The 23,347-nt window shown below is 64.2% G+C and carries 25 protein-coding genes; 11 read left to right on the top strand and 14 right to left on the bottom strand.

Annotated features, from left to right (window positions below; genetic code table 11):
- Positions 1 to 63 precede the first annotated feature (63 nt).
- Positions 64 to 351 (top strand): hypothetical protein, encoded by a 288-nt coding sequence (locus AB5Y72_RS14045; protein ID WP_325783041.1) that lies wholly within the window; start codon positions 64 to 66, stop codon positions 349 to 351.
- A 14-nt stretch (positions 352 to 365) separates the two neighbouring features.
- Here AB5Y72_RS14045 and AB5Y72_RS14040 read toward each other — a convergent pair whose 3' ends face one another.
- The 6 genes from AB5Y72_RS14040 to AB5Y72_RS14015 all read right to left on the bottom strand — a co-directional run bounded on the left by AB5Y72_RS14040 (position 366) and on the right by AB5Y72_RS14015 (position 5,132).
- Positions 366 to 1,091: a transporter substrate-binding domain-containing protein gene (locus AB5Y72_RS14040; protein ID WP_325783114.1), complete on the bottom strand. Its 726-nt coding sequence runs from the start codon at positions 1,089 to 1,091 to the stop codon at positions 366 to 368.
- A 167-nt stretch (positions 1,092 to 1,258) separates the two neighbouring features.
- The gene (locus AB5Y72_RS14035; RefSeq protein WP_325783040.1) at positions 1,259 to 1,753 is read right to left on the bottom strand and encodes a GDYXXLXY domain-containing protein; all 495 of its coding nucleotides are present in this window, start codon (positions 1,751 to 1,753) and stop codon (positions 1,259 to 1,261) included.
- A 106-nt stretch (positions 1,754 to 1,859) separates the two neighbouring features.
- On the bottom strand, positions 1,860 to 2,867 hold the full coding sequence (locus tag AB5Y72_RS14030) for a DUF4401 domain-containing protein (RefSeq protein WP_325783039.1): 1,008 nt from the start codon (positions 2,865 to 2,867) through the stop codon (positions 1,860 to 1,862).
- On the bottom strand, positions 2,860 to 3,798 hold the full coding sequence (locus AB5Y72_RS14025; protein WP_325783038.1) for a DUF2157 domain-containing protein: 939 nt from the start codon (positions 3,796 to 3,798) through the stop codon (positions 2,860 to 2,862). Before AB5Y72_RS14025 ends, AB5Y72_RS14030 begins: the two co-directional genes overlap by 8 nt.
- A 202-nt stretch (positions 3,799 to 4,000) precedes the next feature.
- Positions 4,001 to 4,558, bottom strand: a complete 558-nt coding sequence (locus tag AB5Y72_RS14020; RefSeq protein WP_041213111.1) for a TMEM165/GDT1 family protein — start codon at positions 4,556 to 4,558, stop codon at positions 4,001 to 4,003.
- 244 nt (positions 4,559 to 4,802) lie between these two features.
- Complete coding sequence (locus tag AB5Y72_RS14015) at positions 4,803 to 5,132, bottom strand: stress response translation initiation inhibitor YciH (protein WP_325783037.1); 330 nt, start codon at positions 5,130 to 5,132, stop codon at positions 4,803 to 4,805.
- A gap of 119 nt (positions 5,133 to 5,251) precedes the next feature.
- On the opposite strand from AB5Y72_RS14015, the gene AB5Y72_RS14010 reads away from it, so the two are divergent.
- The 3 genes from AB5Y72_RS14010 (at position 5,252) to AB5Y72_RS14000 (ending at position 8,092) form a co-directional block, all read left to right on the top strand.
- Positions 5,252 to 5,479: a FeoA family protein gene (locus AB5Y72_RS14010; RefSeq protein WP_041213109.1), complete on the top strand. Its 228-nt coding sequence runs from the start codon at positions 5,252 to 5,254 to the stop codon at positions 5,477 to 5,479.
- A gap of 103 nt (positions 5,480 to 5,582) precedes the next feature.
- Entirely contained in the window at positions 5,583 to 7,853 is a 2,271-nt protein-coding gene (gene feoB / locus AB5Y72_RS14005) for a Fe(2+) transporter permease subunit FeoB (RefSeq protein ID WP_325783036.1), read from the top strand.
- A complete protein-coding gene (locus tag AB5Y72_RS14000) occupies positions 7,850 to 8,092 on the top strand; it encodes a FeoC-like transcriptional regulator (RefSeq protein ID WP_042078141.1) in 243 nt (80 codons plus the stop codon). Before feoB ends, AB5Y72_RS14000 begins: the two co-directional genes overlap by 4 nt.
- Before the next feature lie 111 nt (positions 8,093 to 8,203).
- On the opposite strand, the gene glgC is transcribed toward AB5Y72_RS14000, so the two are convergent.
- From glgC to AB5Y72_RS13985, 3 genes are all read right to left on the bottom strand, one after another.
- Positions 8,204 to 9,478: a glucose-1-phosphate adenylyltransferase gene (glgC, locus tag AB5Y72_RS13995; RefSeq protein WP_209792898.1), complete on the bottom strand. Its 1,275-nt coding sequence runs from the start codon at positions 9,476 to 9,478 to the stop codon at positions 8,204 to 8,206.
- 235 nt (positions 9,479 to 9,713) lie between these two features.
- The gene (tapW, locus tag AB5Y72_RS13990) at positions 9,714 to 10,850 is read right to left on the bottom strand and encodes a type IVa pilus ATPase TapW (RefSeq protein WP_219142208.1); all 1,137 of its coding nucleotides are present in this window, start codon (positions 10,848 to 10,850) and stop codon (positions 9,714 to 9,716) included.
- 54 nt (positions 10,851 to 10,904) lie between these two features.
- Positions 10,905 to 11,261, bottom strand: a complete 357-nt coding sequence (locus AB5Y72_RS13985) for a DMT family protein (RefSeq protein WP_025327402.1) — start codon at positions 11,259 to 11,261, stop codon at positions 10,905 to 10,907.
- A gap of 108 nt (positions 11,262 to 11,369) precedes the next feature.
- Here AB5Y72_RS13985 and AB5Y72_RS13980 point away from each other — a divergent pair, with 108 nt between their 5' ends.
- From AB5Y72_RS13980 to AB5Y72_RS13965, 4 genes are all read left to right on the top strand, one after another.
- Positions 11,370 to 12,119, top strand: a complete 750-nt coding sequence (locus AB5Y72_RS13980) for an ABC transporter substrate-binding protein (protein WP_134696467.1) — start codon at positions 11,370 to 11,372, stop codon at positions 12,117 to 12,119.
- 84 nt (positions 12,120 to 12,203) lie between these two features.
- Positions 12,204 to 13,211: a vitamin B12 ABC transporter permease BtuC gene (gene btuC, locus AB5Y72_RS13975; protein ID WP_219142206.1), complete on the top strand. Its 1,008-nt coding sequence runs from the start codon at positions 12,204 to 12,206 to the stop codon at positions 13,209 to 13,211.
- Positions 13,198 to 13,983, top strand: coding sequence for an ATP-binding cassette domain-containing protein (locus AB5Y72_RS13970; protein ID WP_325783035.1), 786 nt, complete (start codon positions 13,198 to 13,200; stop codon positions 13,981 to 13,983). The genes btuC and AB5Y72_RS13970 overlap by 14 nt, the downstream gene beginning before the upstream one ends.
- A 228-nt stretch (positions 13,984 to 14,211) precedes the next feature.
- The gene (locus AB5Y72_RS13965) at positions 14,212 to 14,340 is read left to right on the top strand and encodes a hypothetical protein (protein ID WP_325783034.1); all 129 of its coding nucleotides are present in this window, start codon (positions 14,212 to 14,214) and stop codon (positions 14,338 to 14,340) included.
- 11 nt (positions 14,341 to 14,351) lie between these two features.
- Here AB5Y72_RS13965 and AB5Y72_RS13960 read toward each other — a convergent pair whose 3' ends face one another.
- On the bottom strand, positions 14,352 to 15,419 hold the full coding sequence (locus AB5Y72_RS13960) for a 3-deoxy-7-phosphoheptulonate synthase (RefSeq protein ID WP_325783033.1): 1,068 nt from the start codon (positions 15,417 to 15,419) through the stop codon (positions 14,352 to 14,354).
- 141 nt (positions 15,420 to 15,560) lie between these two features.
- Here AB5Y72_RS13960 and AB5Y72_RS13955 point away from each other — a divergent pair, with 141 nt between their 5' ends.
- Complete coding sequence (locus tag AB5Y72_RS13955; protein WP_325783032.1) at positions 15,561 to 15,941, top strand: diacylglycerol kinase; 381 nt, start codon at positions 15,561 to 15,563, stop codon at positions 15,939 to 15,941.
- A gap of 78 nt (positions 15,942 to 16,019) precedes the next feature.
- Here the strand turns inward: AB5Y72_RS13955 and serA are convergent, their stop codons facing one another.
- The 4 genes from serA to AB5Y72_RS13935 all read right to left on the bottom strand — a co-directional run bounded on the left by serA (position 16,020) and on the right by AB5Y72_RS13935 (position 20,418).
- Positions 16,020 to 17,252, bottom strand: a complete 1,233-nt coding sequence (serA, locus tag AB5Y72_RS13950) for a phosphoglycerate dehydrogenase (RefSeq protein WP_042078149.1) — start codon at positions 17,250 to 17,252, stop codon at positions 16,020 to 16,022.
- A gap of 249 nt (positions 17,253 to 17,501) precedes the next feature.
- Entirely contained in the window at positions 17,502 to 18,161 is a 660-nt protein-coding gene (gene rpiA, locus AB5Y72_RS13945) for a ribose-5-phosphate isomerase RpiA (RefSeq protein WP_325783031.1), read from the bottom strand.
- A 152-nt stretch (positions 18,162 to 18,313) separates the two neighbouring features.
- Complete coding sequence (locus AB5Y72_RS13940; RefSeq protein WP_042078151.1) at positions 18,314 to 18,922, bottom strand: 5-formyltetrahydrofolate cyclo-ligase; 609 nt, start codon at positions 18,920 to 18,922, stop codon at positions 18,314 to 18,316.
- A 149-nt stretch (positions 18,923 to 19,071) separates the two neighbouring features.
- Positions 19,072 to 20,418 (bottom strand): Na+/H+ antiporter NhaC family protein, encoded by a 1,347-nt coding sequence (locus AB5Y72_RS13935; RefSeq protein WP_325783030.1) that lies wholly within the window; start codon positions 20,416 to 20,418, stop codon positions 19,072 to 19,074.
- Positions 20,419 to 20,738: 320 nt separating this feature from the next.
- On the opposite strand from AB5Y72_RS13935, the gene dapB reads away from it, so the two are divergent.
- Both dapB and carA read left to right on the top strand, forming a co-directional pair.
- A complete protein-coding gene (gene dapB, locus AB5Y72_RS13930) occupies positions 20,739 to 21,551 on the top strand; it encodes a 4-hydroxy-tetrahydrodipicolinate reductase (protein WP_216990533.1) in 813 nt (270 codons plus the stop codon).
- A 657-nt stretch (positions 21,552 to 22,208) separates the two neighbouring features.
- A complete protein-coding gene (carA, locus tag AB5Y72_RS13925) occupies positions 22,209 to 23,345 on the top strand; it encodes a glutamine-hydrolyzing carbamoyl-phosphate synthase small subunit (protein WP_042078154.1) in 1,137 nt (378 codons plus the stop codon).
- Positions 23,346 to 23,347: the final 2 nt, after the last annotated feature.

The raw sequence follows: 23,347 nt of genomic DNA, 5'->3' as shown, positions 1-23,347 counted from the left end.
CGCATGGCGAGGCCGCTCCCCCGATGCTAGGATGCCCATCCCTTTCCAAGACGGAGCCCAGTCGTGGCCAATCCCTTCATTCGCACCCTGCGCGCCCTGGCGGCGCAGGCGACCGCCCTGATCGCCGGGCTCTCGGAGTTTCAGCAGCGCATCTGGGTGGTCAGCATCATCAAGGATGCCTATACCGACACCTTCATCGTCAACGAGGGGAGCTTCGAGGAGCCCATGCAGTGGATGCACCGCAAGGGCTACAGCGCCGAGATGCTGGCCCGGGTCGAGGCCATGGCCCGCTCCCAGGTGATCCAGCTCGAGCTGGGCGGGCAGCAGCACCGCCTGATGCGGGTGAAGTAGGGACGGCGCCGGGCTCAGGGGGCGGGGAAGTACTTGTGCTGGATCTGCTGGAACTCGCTGCTGGCCAGCACCTGGGTCAGGCCGTGCTGGAACTCCTTGACCAGGGCATCGTCCACCGGGTGGCTGAAGGCGAAGCAGAACTGCTCCGAGCTCAGCACCCAGCGCACCGCGAACCGGGCGGGATCCAGCTGCTGGGCCTTGATGAGGTCCATCAGGGTGGACTTGTTGCTGGAGATGAGGTCGACCCGGCCCGAGGTGAGCATCTTGAGCGCCTGGGGGAGGCGGTTCGTGGTCATGATCTTCTGCTCGTCGAAGCCGCCGTTGAGCAGCAGTTGCTCCCCCACGTCGGCGCGCACCGCACCTATGGTGTACTGCTGGGCATCCTCGGGTCGGGTGAGGGTCAATGGGCGGCTGGCGAGGCCCATCAGCACTATCTCGGCATAGCCGATGGGGCAGGCCCACTTGAACAGCGGGTTGCGCGCCTCGGTGCGGGCGGTAGAGAAGAGCACCACATTGGGCTTCTGGGTCAGCAGGTAGTAGCCCCTGGCCCAGGGCAGGATGCTGACGGGCTGGGGCGGGGTGCCTGTCTTCTGCCACACCAGGTGCAGCAGGTCGATGGCGAAGCCGCTGGGGGTGCCCCCTTCCCCGGCGAAGTTGTAGGGTTTGTACTCCTCGGTGAGGTAGTGCAGCTTGGCGAGCGCCGGGCTGGCCTGCAGCGGGCCAGCCCAGAGCATCGCCATGAGGGCGGTGCCCGCGAGGGTGGCGAGCCTGCCCCTGATCCCTGACATCCCTGTTCTCATCCTGACCGTCCTGCTCCGAGTGTCCAGTTTCAAGTGTTGCCAAATCATGGGGTTTCGCCACCCAGGGGGGAAGGGGAGGGCGGGGGGGCCGCCCTTTTCAGGAGGCATCACCAGGCCGGGCGGCTGTGGCCGATGGGCTTGAACGCCTCATCGCGCAGGCCCACCAGCAGGGTGTCACCATCTTCCTGCAGGCGGAATTCGCCGTAGCGCGCCTGCTCATACTGAGCCCCCGCCCCCTCCTCGAAGAAGAAGGCATCCGGCCCGATCCGCCATTGACCCTGGACGTTGCGCACCCTCAGCAGGCGCTCGCCCGGGGCCAGGGCCTCGGGGTTGCCTTGCGCCACCCAGTGCGCCACCTGATCCCCGTCGAGGCGAACGACCAGGGTATGGGCGCCGGCAGCCTCCTGACGGCCCGCCAGCTGGCGGGCGAGGGCATAGTTCAGCCGCATGTAGTCCCCCTGCATCAGGGAGCGGGGATCGACCGGAGCGAGCTCGAGCAGCACCACCTCGCCGGCGCTCATGGCGCGCTCGAAGCGCCAGACGCCGGCATTGATGCCCACCAGGATGGCGAGGCCGGTCAGCAAGAAACCAAAGCGTCTCATGCGGTATTCCTCCCATGAAGGGGCATGTGCCCTTGAGCGTTGCCGAGCGACAGGGCGCCGAAGCCCGGCAATGCGATGAGGCCGATCAGCAAGAAGACGAGGCGTCTCATGAGGCTATCTCCCTGCCGAGGGTCTTCAGCAGATGGCGGGTGCCGAGCAGCAGGGCGCCCGAGCCCAGCAGCAACCAGGACTTGGTCATCAGGGTCAGCCCCAGATCGTAGTAATAGAGGGAGCCGAAGCCGAGCAGCAGCAGGACGGCCAGGGTCATGAGCGCGAGGCTGCCGCCGTAGAAGCCGAGCACCAGCACCAGGGCGCCGGCGCCCATGCCGGGGATGAAGGCGCTGAGCAGCACCAGGGGCAGGCCGGCGAACAGCGGCAGCCTGAGGCGCACCATGACCCCCAGCAGCAAGGCGGTGCAGAGCAGGGGATTGAGCCAGTGCGGCAGCCGGGAGGGGCTGAACTCGTCCAGCATGCTGGCGCCGCCGTCCCAGAGCGGATGGTGCAGCCGTCCCAGCACCAGCAGGGAGAGCGCCAGTCCCAGGGTCAGGGACTCGTAGAGCTGATGGCGAACGGGATCCCGCTCGGCCTGCAGCCAGCACAGGGTGACGGCCCCCATCACCAGCGGCAGGGCCAGCAGGTGCAGGCCGAGGCAAGCCAGTCCAAGCGTGAGCAGGATGGCGGCGGAGAAGCTGTGGAACAGGCGCACCAGCCAGTGCTCGAACAGGGCGGCAATCCCGAGGGAGAGGGTGCAGAGGCCGAACCAGAGGGGGGCCGCGTCCAGATCCAGCCTGTCCAGCAGGCCGTAGAGCAGCCAGGCATCGGCCGCGAGCGCCAGCGCCAGCACGAACTGATCCCAGAGATCGGTGCGCCGGGCGGTGCGATTGAGGCCGAGGGCGGCGATCATCAGGACGGCGCCCAAGGCGAGGGCGTGGTCCGCCTCCCGGGTCAACTCCTCGAACGCCATGAACAGGAAGAAGAGCAGAAAGAGGGCGGCAATCCAGCCCACCATGCCGAGCAGGAAGCGGCTCGACCAGTGGGGCTGTTCGTCCCTGGGGCACTCCCCCTCCACCAGACGGGCGGCCCTCAGGCGCTCCCAGATCACAGGATCAGACATGTGGCCTCCGTTGTTGTTGCAGCCAGCGGCTGGCCAGCACCGACAGGCCGATGGCGATGAGACAGAGCAGCAGGAAGCCGTTCATGTCGGGCTCCATCCACTTGCCGAGCGCCGCCAGGATGACGGCGATGAGGCTCAGGCAGCCCATGGCGAGCCCGGCGATGAACCTGTTGTGCCAGCGCAGGTAGGCGACGGCGAGCCAACCTAGCCAGGCGGGCCAGACCCAGGGGGAGGCGGCATCGAACAGGGCCAGCAGGGCCAGCAGGGTGACCCCGAGCCCGGCGGCCAGCCCCGCCAGCCAGGAGGGCATCAGGGCGTAGCGGGCGGGGGCCAGCATGATCAGCCCCCAGAGGGCGGCGTTGAGCAGGGTCAGGCACCAGCCGAGGGCCTCCTCGTCGAAGGAGAAGAAGAGATCGATGAGGCCGAGCCGCCAGTAGAGCACCAGGGCGAGCTGGCCGAGCAGCCAGGCGAGCGTCCAGAGCAGCGGGCTCCTGCCGAGCGCCGCCAGCGGCAGCAGCAACAGGGCCCAGGTGGCGAACAGTTGCCAGGGATCGGCACCGGTCTGGTAGGTCTGGCCGACCAGGGCCAGCAGGGCGCCGAGGTTGAGGGCCAGGGTCAGCAGCAGGGCCTGGCGCGGGGTGTCGGCCAGGGGCTTGCGCCAGAGTACCAGCAGCATGGCGAGCAGGGGCAGCTCCAGCAGGGCGAGGCGCGAGAGGCGGCCCAGGGCCTGCCAGTTGAAGGCGACGAAGAACACCAGGCCGGCACCGAGGCAGAGACAGCCGAGCCAGAGCAGCAGGCGGTCGAACAGCCAGCGCCAGCGGGCGGGGCCCGGGGGCAGATCGCACAGGGCGAGAGCGGCGGACAGGGACTCCCGGGGGAGGCGGCCGCGTCTGACCCAGTCGAGCAGGGTCTGTCTTGAGGTGAGGTGCATGGCGAGGCTCCTGAAGCCGTCGTGCCTGAAAGATAAGGCATTATGGCACGGCGCCGCGCTCCGGGGCAGCATCCGCGGTGGGGATGCGACATCGACACCGGGCACAAAAAAGCCCCCGCCGGGAGGAGGGGGCCGGAATGACGGCCGGGGCGGCGGTGTCGATCAGTGCTCACGCTGATCCCACCCCCTTGTCCCCTGGGTGTCAGACGAAGATCAGGGTGCTGACGCCCAGGCCCACGAACAGCGCGGCGCAGGCGATGCGGATCCCCTTGAGAGGCAGCCTGTCGGCGCCGAGTTTGCCGAGCAGCACCACGGGGACGTTGGCCAGCATCATGCCGAGGGTGGTGCCCGTGATGACCTGGACGAGGGAGTCGTACTTGGCCGCCAGCAGTACCGTGGCTATCTGGGTCTTGTCACCGATCTCGGCGATGAAGAAGAGCACGAAGGTGGCCATGAAGGGGCCGTACTTGTCCAGCGAGCTCTCCTCGTCGTCCATCTTGTCCGGCACCAGGATCCAGGCGGCCATGGCGATGAAGGCGCCGGCGACCAGCCAGGTCATCACCCTGGGGTCCATCCAGCGACTGATGAACTCCCCTATCCAGGCGGCGCCCGCATGGTTGAGCAGGGTGGCGGCCAGCATGCCGGCGATGATGGGCCAGGGTTTGCGAAAACGACAGATGAGCAGCAACGCCAGCAGCTGTGTCTTGTCGCCGATCTCGGCGATGGCAACGCTGATGGTGGAGGTTAACAAGGCTTCCATAAAGATGACCGGGGGACGGAATTGTTATAAACCAAAGACAAGCCTGCGCCATCCGTCCCCGGTTCTGGCACTGGCCCGTCAAAGGTCTTGTCAAATCCGGCATTGCCCGGATCACCCTGACCATGGTGAGTTGGCACCAAGTATGTTGATCAGGATCGCGCACCGGGTTGGCACCCGTGGCGAGACTACTCCCCCTCGATGGGAGCCGGCATTCTAGGGAAAAAGCGCGGGAGAGACAAGCAGATCAACCGCCCACCAGCTTGACCTGAAAGCCCGCCCTCTCCAGTTCGGCCTTGATCAGGTCCCGTTTGTCCCCCTGGATCTCGATGATCCCCTCCTTGAGGCCGCCGCCGGTGCCGCACTTCTTCTTGAGCAGGGTGGCGAGGGCCTTCTGCTGATCGGCGGGCACGCCGTGGATGCTGATGACCCCGGCGCCCTTGCGCCCCTTGGTCTCGCGCCGGATGCGCACGACCCCGTCGGCGGGGAAGGGGGAGGCGTTCTGGGCGGGGGCGGATTCCTTGATCATGCCGCCGTCCGTGCTGTAGACCAGGCGGCTGTTGTTGTCGTGACTCATGGCAATACTTTGTCGGTTAGCGAAGCGGAGTTTGATTTTACGCAAATAAATGTTGGGGGCACAGCTTATAATCCTCCCACTAAAAGCGAATTATTCTTGTTTAACTTCAGGGGCCCGTCATGGTACTCACACAGCTGTCGCCGGGACAGAGTGCTCGCATCAAGAACATGAACCAGTTGACGCGTCCATTGCGACGCAAGCTGATGGTGATGGGGCTGCTGCCCCAGACCGAAGTCCTCTATCTGCGGGCCGCCCCCCTGGGGGACCCGCTCCAGATCCAGTGCCAGGGCATCTGCCTCTCCATGCAGCGGAGCCTGGCCCAGCAAATCGAGGTGGAGCCGGTATGAGTTTCCTTGCAGCAGAAGAGCCTGGCTCAACTTACCAATGTGGAAGCGCCATGAGCCACTCACAGCAGAAGAGCCTGAATCATCGAATCGAGGTGGAGCCGGTATGAGCTACAACCTGGTCACGGTCGGCAATCCCAACAGCGGCAAGACCTCCCTGTTCAACGCCCTGACCGGCTCCCGCCAGCAGGTGGGCAACTGGAGCGGGGTCACCGTCGACAAGAAGATGGGAACCTTCTCTGCCGAGGGGCAGGACTACAGCCTGGTGGACCTGCCCGGCATCTACGCCCTGGCGAACCAGGAGGCGAGCCTGGACGAGCAGATCGCCAGCCGCTTCGTCCAGAGCCAGCAGCCGGATCTGCTGCTCAACGTCATCGACGCCGCGAACCTGGAGCGCTCCCTCTACCTCACCCTGCAACTGCGGGAGCTGGGCCTGCCCATGGTGGTGGTGCTCAACAAGATGGATCTGCTGGAGAAGCGCCGCATCGCCATCGACGAGGCGCTGCTCGCGAAGGCGCTGGGCTGCCCCGTGGTCTCCTTGTCCGCCCACAACCGCCAGCAGGTGGCGGCCTTCAAGGCCCGTATCCACCAGTTCATTGGCCAGTCCCAGCCCGCCCTGGTGCTCGACTACGGCCAGCCCCTGGAGGCGGACATCGCCGAGCTGGAGACCCTGCTCGCCCACCACCACCTGAGTACCCGCGGTCGCGCCCTGCGCCTGCTGGAGGAGGACGTCGCCATGCAGGCGACCCTGGCGGCGGGCCAGCAGGCCGCCGCCGCCAACCTGGTGGGCCGCGCCCACCACGCCCAGGACATCGACCTGCAACTCGCTGATTTGCGCTACGGCCACATCCACCACTGGTGCCAGCAGGCGTGCCAGCAGAAGGGCAGACTCACCGTCGCCCAGAGCGAGCGGCTGGACAGGGTGCTGCTCAATCGCTGGGTGGGCATCCCCTTCTTCCTGCTGGTGATGTACCTGATGTTCATGTTCGCCATCAAGGTGGGCAGCGCCTTCATCGACTTCTTCGACATCCTGGGGGGGGCCCTCTTCGTGGACGGGGTGCACCACCTGCTGGGGCTGGTGTCGGCCCCCGACTGGCTGGGGGCCGTGCTCGCGGACGGCATAGGCGCCGGTCTGCAGACGGTGGCGACCTTCATCCCCGTGGTGGGCTGCCTCTTCCTGTTCCTCGCGGTGCTGGAGAGCTCGGGCTATCTGGCCCGCGCCGCCTTCGTGGTGGATGCCCTGATGCGCCGCCTCGGCCTGCCCGGCAAGGCGTTCGTTCCCATGCTGATGGGCTTTGGCTGTACAGTGCCCGCCGTAATGGCGACCCGCACCCTGGGGTCGGAGCGCGAGCGGCTGATGACCTCGGCCATGGCCCCCTTCATGTCCTGCGGCGCCCGCCTGCCGGTCTACGCCCTGTTCGCGGTGGCCTTCTTCCCCGAGTCGGGGCAGAACCTGGTGTTCGGTCTCTATCTGTTCGGCATCCTGGTGGCGGTGCTCACCGGCCTCTTCCTGCGCAGCACCCTGCTGCCGGGCAAGAGCGACTCCATGGTGATGGAGATGCCCGATTACGAGTGGCCCCGTCCGGTGGACGTGGGGCTGCGCACCTGGCAGAAGCTCAAGGGCTTCATCTTCGGCGCCGGCAAGACCATAGTACTGATGGTGGCGGTGCTGAGCGTGCTCAATTCGCTCGGCACCGACGGCAGCTTCGGCAACCAGGATCAGGAGAACTCGGTGCTGAGCAAGCTGAGCCAGTCGGTGACCCCGGTGCTGCATCCCATAGGCGTGCGGGACGACAACTGGCAAGCCACGGTCGGCATCCTCACCGGCATCTTCGCCAAGGAGGCGGTGGTCGCCACCCTCAACAGCCTCTACGCCGGCGGCGCCGGTGACGAGGAGCGGAGCGAGTACTCCCTGCTCGGCAGCCTGAAGGAGGCGCTGGCCACCATTCCCGCCAACCTGGCGGACATCGATCCCGCCGATCCCATGGGGCTCAAGGTGGGGGAGCTGGCGGACAAGCAGGCGGCGGCCGAGGCCCAGGAGGTGGACACCTCCACCTACGGCAACATGCAGACCCACTTCGACGGGGTGGCCGGCGCCTTCGCCTACCTGCTGTTCGTGCTGCTCTACATGCCCTGCGCCGCCGCCATGGGCGCCCTGGTGCGGGAGACCGGTCGCCAGTGGGCCCTGTTCACCGCCGCCTGGTGCAACTACGTGGCCTTCCTGTGCGCCACCCTCTTCTATCAACTGGCGACCTTCGCCGCCCACCCGGAGCAGAGCCTGATCTGGACCCTGAGCTATCTGCTCTCCCTGGGGCTGCTGTGGTGGCTGGGCCGGCGCCACGGCGATCTTATCGCCCGCAGGGTGGTGACCCTGTGATACTGCGCGAGCTGGGGGATTACCTTGCGAAGAGCAAGCGGGCGAGCCGGCGGGAGCTGGCCCGCCACTTCCACACCTCGGAGGATGCGGTGGAGGCCATGCTCGGCGTCTGGATGCGCAAGGGGCGCGTCGTCAAGCGGGCGACCAGGCTGTGCGGCGGCAGTTGCTGCGGCAGCAGCGAGGAGGTGACGTTCGAGTGGTGCGAGCCCGGCCGGATAGGGCTGGTGCAAAAAGGCTGACGCCACCTGAGATGAAAAAGGGAACCCCAGGGTTCCCTTTCTTGTGGGCAGCGGGCAGAAACGGCACCCTGGTGCTTGCCCGGGGTCAGCGGCTGGGCGCCCTCTTCGCCGTCATGCCAGCCTGGCCAGCATCTCCCTGGTGACCAGCACTATGCCCTGCTCCGAGCGGTGGAAGCGGCGGGCATCCTCGTCGGCATTTTCACCTATCACAGTGCCTTCCGGCAGCTTGCAGCCCTTGTCGATCACCACCCGGCGCAGCCGGCAGCCGGCCCCGATCTCGACCCCGGGGAAGATCACCGCCTGATCCAGGGTGCAGAAGGAGTCGACCCGCACGTTGTTGAACAGCAGCGAGCTCATGATGAAGGAGCCGCTGACGATGGTGCCGCCGGCGAACATGGAGTTGATGCTCATGCCGTGCTGGCCATTCTGATCCTGCACGAACTTGGCGGGGGCCGTCATGTTCTGGCTGGTCCAGATGGGCCAGTGCTGATCGTAGATGTCGAGCTCGGGCGTCACCGAGGCGAGATCCATGTTGGCCTCCCAGAAGGAGTCCACCGTGCCCACGTCGCGCCAGTAGGGGCGCTGCTGCTCCCCGCAGCCGACGCAGGACATGCTGAAGGGGTGGGCATAGGCGGTGCCCTCCCTGACCACCCGCGGGATCACGTCCATGCCGAAGTCGTGATGGGACTGCTCGTCGGCCAGATCCTCTTCCAGCAGCTGGTAGAGATAGGCGGCCTCGAAGATGTAGATCCCCATGGAGGCGAGCGCGGTGTCGGGGCGCCCCGGTATGGACGGCGGGTCGGCGGGCTTCTCGACGAAGGCGTTGATCTTGCGCTCCCCGTCTACCGCCATCACGCCGAAGGCGCTCGCCTCCTGGCGCGGCACCTCGATGCAGGCCACTGTCATGCGGCTGCCCAGGTTGACGTGATCGAGCAGCATGGCGGCGTAGTCCATCTTGTAGATGTGATCCCCCGCCAGCACGATCACGTACTTGGGGCCGTGCTGGCGAATGATGTCGAGATTCTGGTAGACCGCATCGGCGGTGCCGCGATACCAGCTGACCTCGTCCACGCGCTGCTGGGCCGGCAGCAGCTCGATGAACTCGTTCATCTGGTAGCGCAGGAAGGACCAGCCCGACTGCAGGTGACGCAGCAGGCTGTGGGACTTGTACTGGGTGACCACACCGATCCGGCGAATGCCGGAGTTGACGCAATTGGAGAGGACGAAATCGATGATGCGGAACTTGCCGCCAAAATGGACGGCCGGTTTCGCCCGATCGTCCGTCAACTGCTTGAGGCGGCTGCCTCGCCCTCCTGCGAGCACCAGGGCCATGGTCTCGTTCAGCAACTGTCTGGCCTTCGCGGTGTTGGCTGGTTGTAACGACATGGAATACCTCTTTATTGATATGTCGCCTCAATAGTGCCTCCTTTGAGGCCTGTGCGAAAGGGTTTTCAGCTCTTTTTGCCCGGCTGGGGACGGGAGACCCGCCCTGTCGTCATCCTGAGTGACGAGAGTTGTCGTGGTGGGAGGGGCTGGCCGAGGTTGCGGCCGGGCAGGGGAGGGAGGTGAAAAAAAGCCCCGCGAGGGCGGGGCCGGGTGCAACGGGGGTCGGGGCAGGGGGCTAGATGAGATCCCCTTCGTCCTTGGTGGGTTCCAGGCTCCAGCCGCTGGCCGCCGCGCTGTTGCCTATCTGCCCCTTCTCGCGCCAGAGTTTGATCTTGAGGCGCAGGTTGTTCTGGGAGTCCGCGTTCTTCACCGCCTCCTCCTCGTCGATGACCCCCTCCACCACGAGATCGAACAGGGTGCTGTCGAAGGTGACCATGCCAAGGGCCCTGGATTTCTCCATGATCTCCTTGAGGCCGCCAAACTCGCCGCGCTTGATGAGGTCGCGCACCGTGTGGGTGCCGAGCATCACCTCCACCGCCGCCCGCCGTCCGCCGTCCGTGGTCTTCACCAGACGCTGGGAGACGAAGGCCTTGAGGTTGTTGCCCAGATCGTTGAGCAGCTGGGGGCGGCGCTCCTCGGGGAAGAAGTTGATGATGCGGTCCAGCGCCTGGTTGGCGTTGTTGGCGTGCAGGGTGGAGATGGCCAGGTGCCCGGTCTCGGAGAAGGCGAGGGCATGCTCCATGGTCTCCCGGTCGCGGATTTCGCCGATGAGGATGACGTCCGGCGCCTGGCGCAGGGTGTTCTTCAGCGCCGCGTGGAAGCTGCGGGTGTCCACCCCCACCTCCCGCTGGTTGATGATGCACTTGTGGTGGCGATGGACGAACTCCACCGGATCCTCGATGGTGATGATGTGGCCGCCGCTGTTGCGGTTGCGGTGATCGATGAGGGCCGCGAGCGACGTGGACTTGCCCGAGCCGGTGCCACCGACGAAGAGCACCAGGCCGCGCTTCTCCATGATGGTATCGAGCAGCACGGGGGGGAGCTTCAGATCCTCGAAGCGGGGGATCTCGGTCTTGATGTTGCGCGCCACCAGGGAGACTTCGTTGCGCTGCTTGAAGATATTGACCCGAAAGCGGCCTATCTGGGGCAGGGAGATGGCGAGGTTCATCTCCAGCTCCTTCTCGAACTGCTGCTTCTGCTCGGCATCCATGATGCCGTCGGCGATGCGGGCTACTTCACCGGGTTCGAGCAGGGCCTGGCTGAGGGGACGCAGGGCGCCGTTGAACTTGGCGCAGGGGGGGGCGCCGGTCGAGAGATAGAGGTCGGAGCCATCCTGTTTGGCCAGGATCTGTAGCATGTCTCTCAATTCCATGTGTTGCCTCGTCAATCAAAGGGATAGGGGAGCGCCGTGCTTGAGTGTACAGCCTCAGGCACCGGTCAGTTTTTCACGGAACACAAAAAACACCGCGCCCAGGATGCACAGGCCGGCCCAGAGGTAGTCCCATTTCAGATCCTCTTTGAGGTAGAAGATGGAGAAGGGCACGAACACGGTAAGGGTGATCACCTCCTGCAGGATCTTGAGCTGGCCGACCGACAGCACGGTGTGGCCGATGCGGTTGGCGGGCACCTGCAACAGGTATTCAAACAGGGCGATGCCCCAGCTGACCAGGGCGGCGATGATCCAGGGTTTGTGGTTCATGCTCTTGAGGTGGGCATACCAGGCAAAGGTCATGAAGACGTTGCTGCAGATGAGCAGACCGATACTGGTCACGATAGGGTTCATTAGGTTCTCCTTTAAAATCAATGCATTTTATCTCGACTCCCTGGGTTTCCATAAGGGGCGTCAGAGGGTATTTTTAACCCACAGGATGTCAAAATAAGGTTGAACGGGATGGGCAAGACAAGCCGGGGTGTGCTTGGTCTGCTGTTTGCCAGCTGGGCGCCCGTGATGGCTTTGGCAAACGGAGCGCCAACCCTGACAGTGGTCACCGATGTGTGGCCGCCATTTCGCATGATCACGCAGAATGATGAGTTCCATGGTCTGGACATCGACATTCTGCGCCAGTTGCAGGCGCGCAGCGGCATAGCGATGACCCTCAAGCGGGTGCCCTGGGGGCGCGCCCTCAAACAGATGCAGACCGGTCAGGCGGATCTGATGATAGGGCTGGCCCACACAGAGGCGCGGGCGACCTTCATCGACTACCTGCAACCGGCCTATTACCAGTGCCAGCCGGCCTTCTATGGCAAGGCGGCGGCGGTGGCGACCCTGAACACCTACGGGGATCTCCGTGGCCGGGAGATAGGCTATGTGCTCAACTCCGCCTATTTCTCCCCCTTCGACGGGGACACCGGGCTCAAGAAGCACGGCGTGCCCACCGAGGATCAGCTGCAGCGCATGGTGGAGCGGGGGCACCTGCCCCTGATGATCGGCACCGACTGCCAGGTGGACTACGCACTGAGCCAGCACAATGCCGGCGAACTCGTGAAGGCGGCCTATCGTCCCCCTCATCCCGTGGTGCTCTATCTGGGCATGAGCAAGCGCTCACCCCACCACGCCCTCGGCCCCAGGCTGGCGCAGGCGTTGCAAGCCATGGTGGAGAGCGGCGAGATAGCGGCGCTGGCCAAGCCCTACCAGCCTTGACCTCGGGTGGTAACACGCTGTTATCATGCAGCTTTCCTGCCTGTCCCCCGGGGACGGGCATCCGTCTCATCTCGGGGACCCCGCGTGTATCTCGCTCTCATCCATCGCCAGCAGCGCTGGCAGCGCCGCTGGCTGCTCGCCCTGGCGCTGTTGACCCTGGCCCTGTTCCTGCTCTCCCTCGCCTGGGGGGAGTTCGTGCTGCTGCCCTGGCATCCCCTGGGGGAGCTGGAGCTGCGCATCCTGCTGGATCTGCGGCTGCCCCGTGCCGTGCTGGCCCTGCTGGCAGGGGCGGCGCTCGCCTGTGGCGGGGCCGTGCTCCAGGTGATGCTGCACAACCCGGTGGCCGAACCCGGCCTGCTCGGGGTTTCGAGCGGTGCGGGCCTTGCCGCCATGGTGGCCATGGCGGTGGCCAAGGCCCTCGGCATCTACCTGCCGGGATGGGGGCTCTCCTTCGCGGCCTTTGGCGGCGCCCTGGTGGTGACCATGTTGCTCATACAGCTGGCCCGCCGGGCGCGGCTCGGCCATACCCGGCTGCTGCTGTTCGGGGTGGCCATCGGCATCCTCACCAACGCCGCCATGACCTGGCTGATGTACTTCGCCGATGACGGCGCCCTGCGGGAATACATGTTCTGGATGATGGGCAGCCTCGCTTACGGCAGCCAGCAGTTCGCCTGGTGGTGGCTGGTGCTGCCGCTGACCCTCGGCTGGCTCTGCCTGCAGGGGCGGGCGTTGCAACAGCTGCTGCTGGGGGAGACCCAGGCTCGCCTCATGGGCATGAACGTGGAGCGCATGCGGGTGCGGTTGGTGCTGGCGGTCTGCCTGCTCACCGGCGTGGCGGTGTCCCTGTGCGGGGTCATCGGCTTCGTCGGCCTGGTGGTGCCCCATTTACTGCGATTGTGCGGTGGCAGCGATCAGCGCTTCCTGCTGCCCGCCTCGGCGCTGGGCGGCGGGGCCCTGCTGCTCGGCGCCGATCTGGTGGCCCGCTCCGTGCTGCACGCCGGGGAGCTGCCCATCGGCGTCATCACCGCCTCGGTCGGGGCGCCACTCTTCATCTATCTGTTGCTGAGGCAAGATGCCCATGCCGGCTCCTGACACTAAGGGCGAAGGGCTCCCCGTGCTGGAGGCCCGCGCCCTCGCCATCGCCCACCGTCTCGCCCCCCTGGATCTCGCCTGGACCGGGGGCCAGCTGGTGGCGCTGCTCGGCCCCAACGGCAGTGGCAAGTCGAGCCTGCTGGGGGCCCTGGCCGGCATTCTGCCCGCCGAGGGCGTCGTCTTGCTGGGAGGGGAGGCCCTCACGGCCCTGAGCTGGCCCGAGCTTGCAAAGCGGCGGGCCATGCTGCCCCAGCGCCAGCCCCAGCTGTTCCACATCCCGGTGTTCCAGGTGCTGAGCCTGGGGCTGGGGGAAGAAGGGGAGGCGCAGGCGCAGAACCGGGCCGTGGAAGAAATCTGCGGGGCCCTGGAGCTGGAGGGACTGCTGGCGCGGGACTTCAGCCGCCTCTCTGGCGGGGAGCAGCAACGGGTGCTGATCGCCCGCACCTTGCTGCAGCTGTGGCCGGGCCTGAACCCGGCCGGGCGGCTCCTGCTGCTGGACGAGCCCCTGGCGGGGCTGGATCTGCACCATCAGCTGGCGCTGCTGCGGTTGCTGAAGCGGCTGGCCGGACAGGGTCTGCTGGTGGTTGTCGCCATCCACGACATCAACCTGGCCATCGACTGGGCGGATCGCATTCTCTGCCTGCAGCAGGGCAAGGTGGTGAGCGAGGGGGGCGTCGAGGTCATCGACGCGGCGCTGCTGGAGCGGGTGTTCCAGATAAGGACGGAGCGCATCGAGGCGGCGGGCCGGGTCTGGTTTATGCCGAGTCTTTGAGAACGGAGCGCAGAGGAGAGATAGCGTTTGTAGGGTCGATTAGCGAAGCGTAATCGGCCGCCTGCAAGAATAAGGGGCCAGTATCAGGAATACTGGCCCCTTTGCTTTTATTCGCTGTTCAGCCCAGCTTGTCCAGACGTACCTTGGCCGCTTCGGCCAACATGGCCAGCAGGGTCTCGGTGTCGCCCCAGGAGAGGCAGGCGTCGGTGATGCTCTGACCGAAGGGTGATGACGCAGCCGTTAACCCTGGCGGATTTTTTCCAGACGCACCTTGGCGGCCTCGGCCTGCATGGCCAGCAGGGTCTCGGTGTCACCCCAGGAGAGGCAGGCATCCGTGATGCTCTGACCGAAGGGTGATGACGCAGCCGTTAACCCTGGCGGATTTTTTCCAGACGCACTTTGGCGGCCTCGGCCAGCATGGCCAGCAGGGTCTCGGTGTCGCCCCAGGAGAGGCAGGCGTCGGTGATGCTCTGGCCGAAGGTGGCGGCGCAGCCGTTCTCCACGTCCTGACGCCCCTCCACCAGGAAGCTCTCGGCCATGATGCCGGCGATGCCGGTGCGGCCGCGGCGCAGCTGATCGCAGATATCCTGGGCCACCAGCAGCTGGCGGCGGTGATCCTTCATGCTGTTGCCGTGGCTGAAGTCCACCACCAGGCGCTCGGGCAGGCCCACCTGGGCCAGGGCCTCGCATGCTTCGTCGATGCTGGCGGTGTCGTAGTTGGGCCTGTGGCCGCCGCGCAGGATCACGTGGCCATAGGGATTGCCGGCGGTACGGTAGATGGTCATCTTGCCGTCCTTGTCCGGGGAGTAGAAGATGTGGCTGTGGCGGGCGGCGCGCACCGCATCGATGGCGATGCGGGTGTTGCCGTCGGTGCCGTTCTTGAACCCCACCGGGCAGGAGAGGGCGGATGCCATCTCGCGGTGTACCTGGGATTCGGTGGTGCGCGCCCCGATGGCGCCCCAGGTGATGAGGTCGCTGATGTACTGGCCGGTCACCATGTCGAGGAATTCGGTGGCGGTGGGCATGCCCATCTTGTTGATGTCCACCAGCAGCTGGCGGGCCAGCTTCAACCCTTCATTCACGTCGAAGCTGCCGTCCAGGCGCGGATCGTTGATGAGCCCCTTCCAGCCGACTATGGTGCGCGGCTTCTCGAAGTAGGTGCGCATCACGATGCACAGGCTCTCCTTGTACTGCTCGCGCAGGGCATTGAGGCGCTGGGCGTATTCGCGGGCGGCGGCGGGATCGTGGATGGAGCAGGGGCCGACGATGACCAGCAGGCGCTGATCGTCACCGGCCAGAATGGCTTCTACATCGTGGCGGGCATCCAGCAGGTTCTGGGCGACGGTGTCGGTTAACGGGAAGGCGTGCGCCAGCTCGCTGGGCGTGATCAGGGACTCCAGGCGACGGGTGCGCAATTCATCGGTGTGAATGGACATACGACTCAATTCTCGAGTGGATAAGAGGGGCGGGACGCCAAAATGCAAGGGAATAAAATAAAGCAAAACGCCCCCGATGGAAACCTCGGGCGGCTCTGATAGGATGTGAGCCCAAAAGCCATTTCAAATGAGGTAGTTATCGTGGCAAAGCCAGGCGCGACCGGGATCACCCGCATCATCAACGCAACCGGTTACAGCATGAAGGGTCTCAAGTCGGCCTGGATCAACGAGGCCGCCTTCCGTCAGGAGCTGGTGCTGATCCTGCTGCTGATGCCGCTGGCGTTCTGGATTGGTGACTCCCTCAACGAGATCCTGCTGCTCGCCTGCATCAGCTGGCTGGTGGTGATCGTCGAGGTGCTCAACTCTGCCATCGAGGCGGTGGTGGATCGCATCGGCTCCGAGCATCACGAACTCTCGGGCCGCGCCAAGGATCTGGGCTCCGCCGCCGTCTTTATCGCGCTGGCCCTGAACGCCCTGGTATGGGGGGCCCTGGTGGGCCGCAATCTGTTGGGATGGTGGTAGGTTGCGAGAGCAACCTTTCTTCTGACATAAAAAAGCCCGTCATCACGACGGGCTTTTTGCTGCGCAGATAAGGGCTTATCAGTGCAGGATACGGGCACGGATGGTGCCGCCTATCTCCTTGAGACGGGAGAGCGCCTTCTCGCTGTGCTCGGTTTCCACGTCGATCACCACGTAGCCGATCTCGCTGCTGGTCTGCAGGTATTGACCGGCGATGTTGATCCCCTCGTCGGCGAAGATCTGGTTGATCTGGTTCATGACGCCGGGCTGGTTGCGGTGAATGTGCAGCAGGCGGCTGGAGCCCTTGTGACCCGGCAGGGAGACTTCCGGGAAGTTGACCGCGGAGAGGGTGGAGCCGTTGTCGGAGTACTTGACCAGCTTGTTGGCCACTTCCAGACCGATGTTCTCCTGGGCTTCCTGGGTCGAGCCACCGATGTGCGGGGTCAGGATCACGTTGTCCAGGCCGCGCAACGGGGTGAGGAACTCCTCGTCGTTGGACTTGGGCTCCACCGGGAAGACGTCGATGGCGGCGCCCGAGAGGTGACCGCTCTTGATGGCGTCGGCCAGGGCGTCGATGTCCACCACTGTACCGCGGGAGGCGTTGATGAAGATGGCGCCCGGCTTCATCATGCGCAGCTGCTCGGCGCCGATGAGATCCTTGGTGGAGGCGGTCTCCGGCACGTGCAGGCTGATGACGTCGGACATGTTGAGCAGCTCCACCAGGTTAGGCACCTGGATGGCGTTGCCCAGGGAGAGCTTGTTCTCGATGTCGTAGTAGTAGACCTTCATGCCGATCATCTCGGCGATGATGCCAAGCTGGGTGCCGATGTGGCCGTAGCCTATGATGCCGAGCTTCTTGCCGCGGGCTTCGACGCTGCGGTTGGCGAGCTTCTCCCAGACGCCGCGATGGCACTTGGCGTTCTTCTCCGGGATGCCGCGCAGCAGCAGCAGGATTTCACCCAGCACCAGTTCGGCCACGGAGCGGGTGTTGGAGAAGGGGGCGTTGAAGACGGGGATGCCGCGCACGTGGGCGGCGTCCAGGGCGACCTGGTTGGTGCCGATGCAGAAGCAGCCGATGGCCACCAGCCTGGTGGCGGCATCCAGCACCTTCTCGGTGATCTGGGTGCGCGAGCGCAGGCCCACGAAATGCACGTCACGAATGCGCTCGATCAGTTCCTCTTCCGACAGGGACGTCTTCAGATATTCCACATTGGTGTAACCGGCGGCCCGAAAGGTCTCCACCGTGTTGGGATGGACTCCCTCCAGCAGCAGTACCTTGATCTTATCCTTGTCCAGCGAAAACTTGGCTGTCATGACGTTCCCTCTATTGTTTTTGAAAAATGCGCTCAGGCTTGCAGTGTGAAGAAAACCGTAAAGTAGCAAAAACGTTTGGGAGAGGGAATATTTGTGACGAAAGTCAAATTCTTTGAAGTTATCAACGTTTTTTGCAGCAGTGCTGCTACAAGCCATTGAGGGATAAATAGAAACGGCGCCATCAGGCGCCGTTGTCATATCACGGGAGCAAAGAAGAGGGAGCTGATGACCCCGATCGCCCTCCCGCCGTCACCCTTGCTGGGTCACGACGCCATCCGGCGTGCCGATCAGCACCACGTCGGCGCCACGGTGGGCGAACAGGCCGTTGGTGACCACGCCCACTATGCTGTTGAGCTGGGTTTCCAGTTGTTTGGCGTCGGTGATGGCCATGCCCTTGACGTCCAGGATGATGTTGCCGTTGTCGGTGATCACCCCTTCACGCCAGACCGGGTTGCCGCCGAGCGCCCGGATCTCGCGGGCCACGTATTCGCGGGCCATGGGGATCACTTCCACCGGCAGCGGGAAGGTGCCGAGCACGTCCACCGTCTTGGTGTTGTCGATGATGCAGATGAACTGGTCGGCCACGGCGGCGACGATCTTCTCGCGGGTCAGGGCGGCGCCGCCCCCCTTGATCATGTCGCGGGTGGCGTTGATCTCGTCGGCGCCATCCACATAGACGGAGAGGGTATCGACGTCGTTGAGGTCAAACACCAGGATGCCAAAGCCCTTGAGGCGCTCGGTGGAGGCGACGGAGCTCGATACCGCGCCCTTGATCTCGTCCTTCATGGTTGCCAGCGCATCGATGAAGTGGTTGACGGTAGAGCCGGTGCCCACACCGACGATGGAGCCGGGTACCACGTATTTGAGCGCAGCCCAACCGGCCGCCTTCTTCATTTCATCTTGAGTCATGATGGATCCTTATGGAAAAAGCGGGCGCATTATATCCAAGCCGCCTCCCCGGGGCGACCATGGCGCTCACGTTCCGGGGTAAAAATCCCCAAGATGTAAATCGTTTGCCGGTTTATTAAGCCGAGGGGCGGGGAAGGGGTGATCCCGCGCCGTCACGGGAAGAGCCAGCTGCGGCTGGGGGTGATGATCTGGGGCAGCGGCACGTCCCACTCCTCCCGGGGCACGGCCTCCACCTGCTGACAGTCGTGGGCAAGGCCGAGCGGTCTTGGGCCCAGTCCGTGCTCGTGCCAGCAGGCCAGGGTGCGATCGTAGTAGCCGCCCCCCATGCCGAGCCGGTTGCCCGCCTCATCGAAGGCCACCAGGGGGGTGCAGATAAGATCCAGCATGCTGTGGGGCACCACCTGCAGCACATCGAGCTCGGGCTCGGCGATACCGAAGCGGTTGCGGGTCATGGGGCTGGTGGCGGTGTAGCGCAGGAAGAGCAGGTGGCCCGGGGTGAAGGGGTGCAGCACCGGCAGATAGACCTCCTTTTGCTGGGCCCAGAGCCAGTGAATGGCGGGCAGGGGATCGAGCTCGCCGTCGTTGGCCAGATAGAGGGCGATGCGTCTGGCCGCGAGGATCCCGGGATCTTCCTGGAAACGGCTGACCAGTTGCTGGGCCGCCGCCTGCTGGTCTGCCTGGCTCAGGCGCCTTCTGCGCTCTCGGACAAGCTGGCGCAGGGAGTGGCGCATATCGGGGTGCTCGGGCTGAAGGTCAGGCATGGGGGCTCCTGTGGTGGTGCGAAAAGGCAGGCTTACCTTAACAAGGGCGCCGGGGGATGAAAAGCGCAGGGGCTTCCCTGTCTCGGCGGGATGACAGACGAAACAGGGCGCGGCCTGATGGCGGCGCCCGAGGGGGGAACGGCGAAGACTCAGGCGACTTGGCGGTTATCGGCGCCGGCGCGTACCTGGTGCTTGATAAAGACCGCGATGAGGGCGGCCAGTCCCAGGGCCATGGGGTAGAAACTCATGCTCACGACCAGCAGCGGCGAGAGGGCAAATATGGAGCCCAGCAGCAGCGCCTGGGCACCCCAGGGGATGAGCCCCTGTACCACGCAGGAGAAGATGTCCAGCATGGAGGCGGCGCGGCGCGGGGTGACGCCGTGGTGATCCGCGAGATCCCGCGCCACCTTGCTCGCCACTATGATGGCCACGGTATTGTTGGCGGTGCAGAGGTTGGTGAGGCTCACCACCCCGGCGATGCCGAGCTCGGCCGCCTTCTCGTTCTGCTCGCCATCATGATGACGGGTGAAGCGGGCAATCAGGGCGGCGATTCGTTCGCTTATCCAGGCCAGCCCCCCCTGGCGCTCCATCAGGGCGCCGAGGCCGCCGATCAGCATGGAGAGCAGGAAGATCTCCTGCATGCTGGTGAAGCCCTGATAGATGTCCTTGCTGAACTGGCCGAGGGGATAGCCGCCCATCATCCCCACGCCACCGGCGGCGATGATGCCGAGCCCCAGCACCATGAAGACGTTCATGCCCGACAGCGCCAGCACCAGGATGAGCAGATAGGGGGCCACCTTGAGCAGGTCCGCCTCGGCGGCGGGCGCCGGTGCCGCGCCGGTGGAGCCCAGCAGCAGATAGAGCAGGATCACCAGCACGGCGGCGGGGGCGGCAATCTTGACGTTCTCGCGGAACTTGTCCTTCATCTCGCAGCCCTGGCTGCGGGTGGCGGCTATGGTGGTGTCGGAGATGATGGAGAGGTTGTCCCCGAACATGGCGCCGGAGAGGATGGTGCCCGCCATCAGCATCGGATCGATGCCGGCCGCCTGGGCGACGCCCAGCGCCACCGGTGCCACGGCGCCTATGGTGCCCATGGAGGTGCCCATGGCGGTGGCCACGAAGGCGGAGATGAGGAAGAGCCCCGGCAGCAGGCACCAGCCCGGGATGAGGGAGAGGCCGAGCGCGACCGTGGCATCCACCCCGCCGGTGGCCTTGGCCACGGTGGCGAAGGCCCCCGCCAGCAGATAGATGAGGCACATGGCCATGATGTTGCTCTCGCCAACCCCCTTGAAGAAGGTTTCCAGGTTCTTGTTGAACCCCTCGCGCCCCAGCACCAGGGCCAGCATGACGGCGGGCAGGGCGGCGACGGGGGCGGGCAGCTGGTAGAAGGCGAACTTGACCCCCTGCAGGGTCAGCCAGGTACCGGTACCGATGAAGAGAGCAAGAAAGACCAGAAGGGGCAGCAGGGCTCTGGCACTGGGGGGAGTCTGGATCATGTGTTCCTCGAAGCTTGAACAATGACCTCCTGTCGCGGCCTGTGTGGAACCGGGCGGGTTCGGGCACAGGGCGGGCATCCTGCCGTTATGGGGCGCCACAGTAGTGAGTCGGGGCGGTTCGGTCAAGATAGACGTCCGGATGGACAACTCTTTTTCTCTGATGATTCCGTCATATGGATTAAATCTGTCGAATATTCTGTTTTTAATGTGTTTGTCTGTTTATTTGTCGGGGTTGGATCGGCGGCCACGGCGGGCTTTTCAAAGGGGGCGCGGGCTGGTAAAACGGTCTCTTTCCATAATAAAGAGATGAGAGGGTGGAGATGGACAATCCGATCCGTGTGGCCGTGATGGGCTGTAATGGTCGTATGGGCAAGGTGCTGCTGGAGGCCATCGCCAACGCCGAGGGCGTGGTGGTGGGCGCGGCGCTGGAACGACCCGGCTCTGCCGTGATGGGTCTGGATGCGGGTGAACTCAACGGGCTGGGCCGGCTGGGGGTCGCCATCAGCGACAGCCTGGAGAAGGTGAAGGACGATTTCGATCTCATCATCGACTTCACCCGTCCCGAGGTGACCCTGGCGAACCTGGCCTTCGCCCTGGCCCATGGCAAGCGGATGGTGATCGGCACCACAGGTTTCGACGACGCGGGCAAGGCGGCCCTTCGCGAGGCGGGCAAGGAGATTGGCATCGTCTTTGCGTCCAACTACTCGGTGGGGGTCAACCTGGTGTTCAAGCTGCTGGAGCAGGCCGCCAGGGTGATGGGGGACTACACCGACATCGAGATCATCGAGGGGCACCACAGACACAAGGTGGATGCGCCCTCTGGCACCGCCCTCTCCATGGGGGAGGTGGTGGCCAGGACGCTTGGACGTGACTTGAAAGAGTGCGCCGTCTATGGCCGCGAGGGGATCACCGGCGAGCGGGACCGCAACACCATCGGCTTCGCCACCATCCGCGCCGGGGATCTGGTGGGGGAGCATACCGTCATGTTCGCCGACATCGGCGAGCGGGTGGAGATCAGCCACAAGGCCTCCAGCCGTCTGACCTTTGCCAACGGTGCGGTGCGGGCCGGCAAGTGGCTCGGCCAGCAGGGCGCCGGCCTCTACGACATGCAGGACGTGCTCGGCCTCAAATAGGCCGTGCCGGGCGGACGCGCCGCCCCGTCCTGGTTGCCAGACCCCGGTTCGCCGGGGTTTTTCTTCTCTTTTTTGTAGAAATAACCCTTAAGCATCACTTTTTAAGTGAACCAGCCTAAATCCCTCCATTCTTACAATCTGGCCAAACTCCCGCGACATAAATGTCATTAAAGGGTAACGGCAGTGGGTCTCAATGTTCCCCGTCAGCGCTCTCTTTTCCTCTTCCAGAAAGAGACTAAAAATTCAAATCAAGAAAAACGTTTTCCATTCTCCGCCATCATTTTTCTATCGCCAAACGACACTTTTTTTATTGTGTTTTTTGTTTTTCAGTTTCACATGTTTATGTTTTTTAATGATTAAAAATCAATTTTTGTGTTTTGTGTGGCGTGGGGTGGTAGTTTTGTTCGGGGTTTTTGCTTTTCTTTTTAGTGAGGGGGTTGCAAAGCCTTAAAGTGCATAGATAATGGGTAATGTTGCTTGTTTATTGAATTTAGATGCATTTCGAACGCGAAAAGACGTTGAAATGAGATCGTTTTTAAGTAGAATGCGCCCAATTTGCCAGAAATCTGCCGGGTTTGAACCCTGTTTCAAACAGCGTCCGGACCCGCAACACCCAGGTAAATTGCTGAATTTAAAGCTAAATAACTGGAGGTTGTCTTGAATCACACTGCATTGCTAGTGCTGGAAGATGGAACTGTGTTCAAAGGCGTGTCGATAGGCGCCGAGGGATGTTCCGTTGGTGAAGTGGTTTTCAATACGTCGATGACGGGCTATCAGGAAATCCTCACAGATCCCTCTTATTCCCGTCAGATCGTTACTCTCACTTACCCCCATATAGGCAACACCGGCACCAACAGCGAAGATGAAGAGTCCAGTCAGGTCCATGCTCAGGGCCTCATCATCCGGGACCTTCCGATACTGGCCTCCAACTTCCGCAATCAGCAATCCCTCTCCGATTACCTCAAGTCTCACAACATCGTTGGCATCGCCGACATCGATACCCGCAAGCTGACCCGCATCCTGCGCGAGAAAGGCGCCCAGGCCGGCTGCATCCTGGCCGGCAAGCAGCTCGATGAAGCCCATGCCCTCGAACAGGCCCGCGCCTTCCCCGGCCTCAAGGGGATGGATCTCGCGAAAGAAGTGACCGTGAGCGAATCCTACAGCTGGACCGAAGGTAGCTGGCAGCTCGGCAAGGGGCACGTCACCCCGGCAGAGGGCGACTTCAAGTACCACGTGGTGGCCTACGATTTCGGCGTCAAGCGCAACATACTGCGCATGCTGGTGGACCGCGGCTGCCGCCTGACCGTGGTGCCGGCCAAGACCCCGGCCGCCGAGGTGCTGGCGATGAACCCGGATGGCATCTTCCTCTCCAACGGCCCCGGTGACCCCGAGCCGTGCGACTACGCCATCGACGCCATCAAGGCCTTCCTGGCCACCAACACCCCGGTGTTCGGCATCTGCCTGGGCCACCAGTTGCTGGGTCTGGCCTCCGGCGCCAAGACCGTCAAGATGAAGTTCGGCCACCACGGTGCCAACCACCCGGTGAAGAGCCTGGACGACAACACCGTGATGATCACCGCCCAGAACCACGGCTTCGCGGTGGACGAGAACAGCCTGCCGGATTGCCTGCGCGCGACTCACGTCTCCCTGTTCGATGGCTCCCTGCAAGGCATCCATCGCACCGACCGTCCGGCCTTCAGCTTCCAGGGTCACCCGGAGGCGAGCCCGGGCCCGCACGACTGTGCCGGTCTGTTCGACCACTTTATTGAATTGATCAAGCAGTATCGCGCTTAAGA

It is taken from the genome of Aeromonas sp. R7-4 (assembly GCF_040908055.1).
In the GTDB taxonomy this organism is placed as follows: domain Bacteria; phylum Pseudomonadota; class Gammaproteobacteria; order Enterobacterales; family Aeromonadaceae; genus Aeromonas; species Aeromonas sanarellii.
This window is presented reverse-complemented; position numbering and strand designations above follow the sequence as displayed.

Bases quoted from the DNA above. Each gene is read 5' to 3' on its own strand.
- feoB (WP_325783036.1), top strand. From the start codon at position 5,583: ATGAGCTACAACCTGGTCACGGTCGGCAATCCCAACAGCGGCAAGACC.
- serA (WP_042078149.1), bottom strand. From the start codon at position 17,252: ATGACAGCCAAGTTTTCGCTGGACAAGGATAAGATCAAGGTACTGCTG.
- AB5Y72_RS13965 (WP_325783034.1), top strand. From the start codon at position 14,212: ATGACGCAGCCGTTAACCCTGGCGGATTTTTTCCAGACGCACCTTGGC.
- AB5Y72_RS13935 (WP_325783030.1), bottom strand. From the start codon at position 20,418: ATGATCCAGACTCCCCCCAGTGCCAGAGCCCTGCTGCCCCTTCTGGTC.
- AB5Y72_RS14035 (WP_325783040.1), bottom strand. From the start codon at position 1,753: ATGAGACGCTTTGGTTTCTTGCTGACCGGCCTCGCCATCCTGGTGGGC.
- AB5Y72_RS13960 (WP_325783033.1), bottom strand. From the start codon at position 15,419: ATGTCCATTCACACCGATGAATTGCGCACCCGTCGCCTGGAGTCCCTG.
- AB5Y72_RS13940 (WP_042078151.1), bottom strand. From the start codon at position 18,922: ATGCCTGACCTTCAGCCCGAGCACCCCGATATGCGCCACTCCCTGCGC.
- AB5Y72_RS13970 (WP_325783035.1), top strand. From the start codon at position 13,198: ATGCCGGCTCCTGACACTAAGGGCGAAGGGCTCCCCGTGCTGGAGGCC.
- AB5Y72_RS13985 (WP_025327402.1), bottom strand. From the start codon at position 11,261: ATGAACCCTATCGTGACCAGTATCGGTCTGCTCATCTGCAGCAACGTC.
- AB5Y72_RS14025 (WP_325783038.1), bottom strand. From the start codon at position 3,798: ATGCACCTCACCTCAAGACAGACCCTGCTCGACTGGGTCAGACGCGGC.
- rpiA (WP_325783031.1), bottom strand. From the start codon at position 18,161: ATGACTCAAGATGAAATGAAGAAGGCGGCCGGTTGGGCTGCGCTCAAA.
- dapB (WP_216990533.1), top strand. From the start codon at position 20,739: ATGGACAATCCGATCCGTGTGGCCGTGATGGGCTGTAATGGTCGTATG.
- AB5Y72_RS13980 (WP_134696467.1), top strand. From the start codon at position 11,370: ATGGGCAAGACAAGCCGGGGTGTGCTTGGTCTGCTGTTTGCCAGCTGG.
- AB5Y72_RS14015 (WP_325783037.1), bottom strand. From the start codon at position 5,132: ATGAGTCACGACAACAACAGCCGCCTGGTCTACAGCACGGACGGCGGC.
- AB5Y72_RS14010 (WP_041213109.1), top strand. From the start codon at position 5,252: ATGGTACTCACACAGCTGTCGCCGGGACAGAGTGCTCGCATCAAGAAC.
- tapW (WP_219142208.1), bottom strand. From the start codon at position 10,850: ATGGAATTGAGAGACATGCTACAGATCCTGGCCAAACAGGATGGCTCC.
- AB5Y72_RS14020 (WP_041213111.1), bottom strand. From the start codon at position 4,558: ATGGAAGCCTTGTTAACCTCCACCATCAGCGTTGCCATCGCCGAGATC.
- AB5Y72_RS14030 (WP_325783039.1), bottom strand. From the start codon at position 2,867: ATGTCTGATCCTGTGATCTGGGAGCGCCTGAGGGCCGCCCGTCTGGTG.
- glgC (WP_209792898.1), bottom strand. From the start codon at position 9,478: ATGTCGTTACAACCAGCCAACACCGCGAAGGCCAGACAGTTGCTGAAC.
- AB5Y72_RS14040 (WP_325783114.1), bottom strand. From the start codon at position 1,091: ATGGCGATGCTCTGGGCTGGCCCGCTGCAGGCCAGCCCGGCGCTCGCC.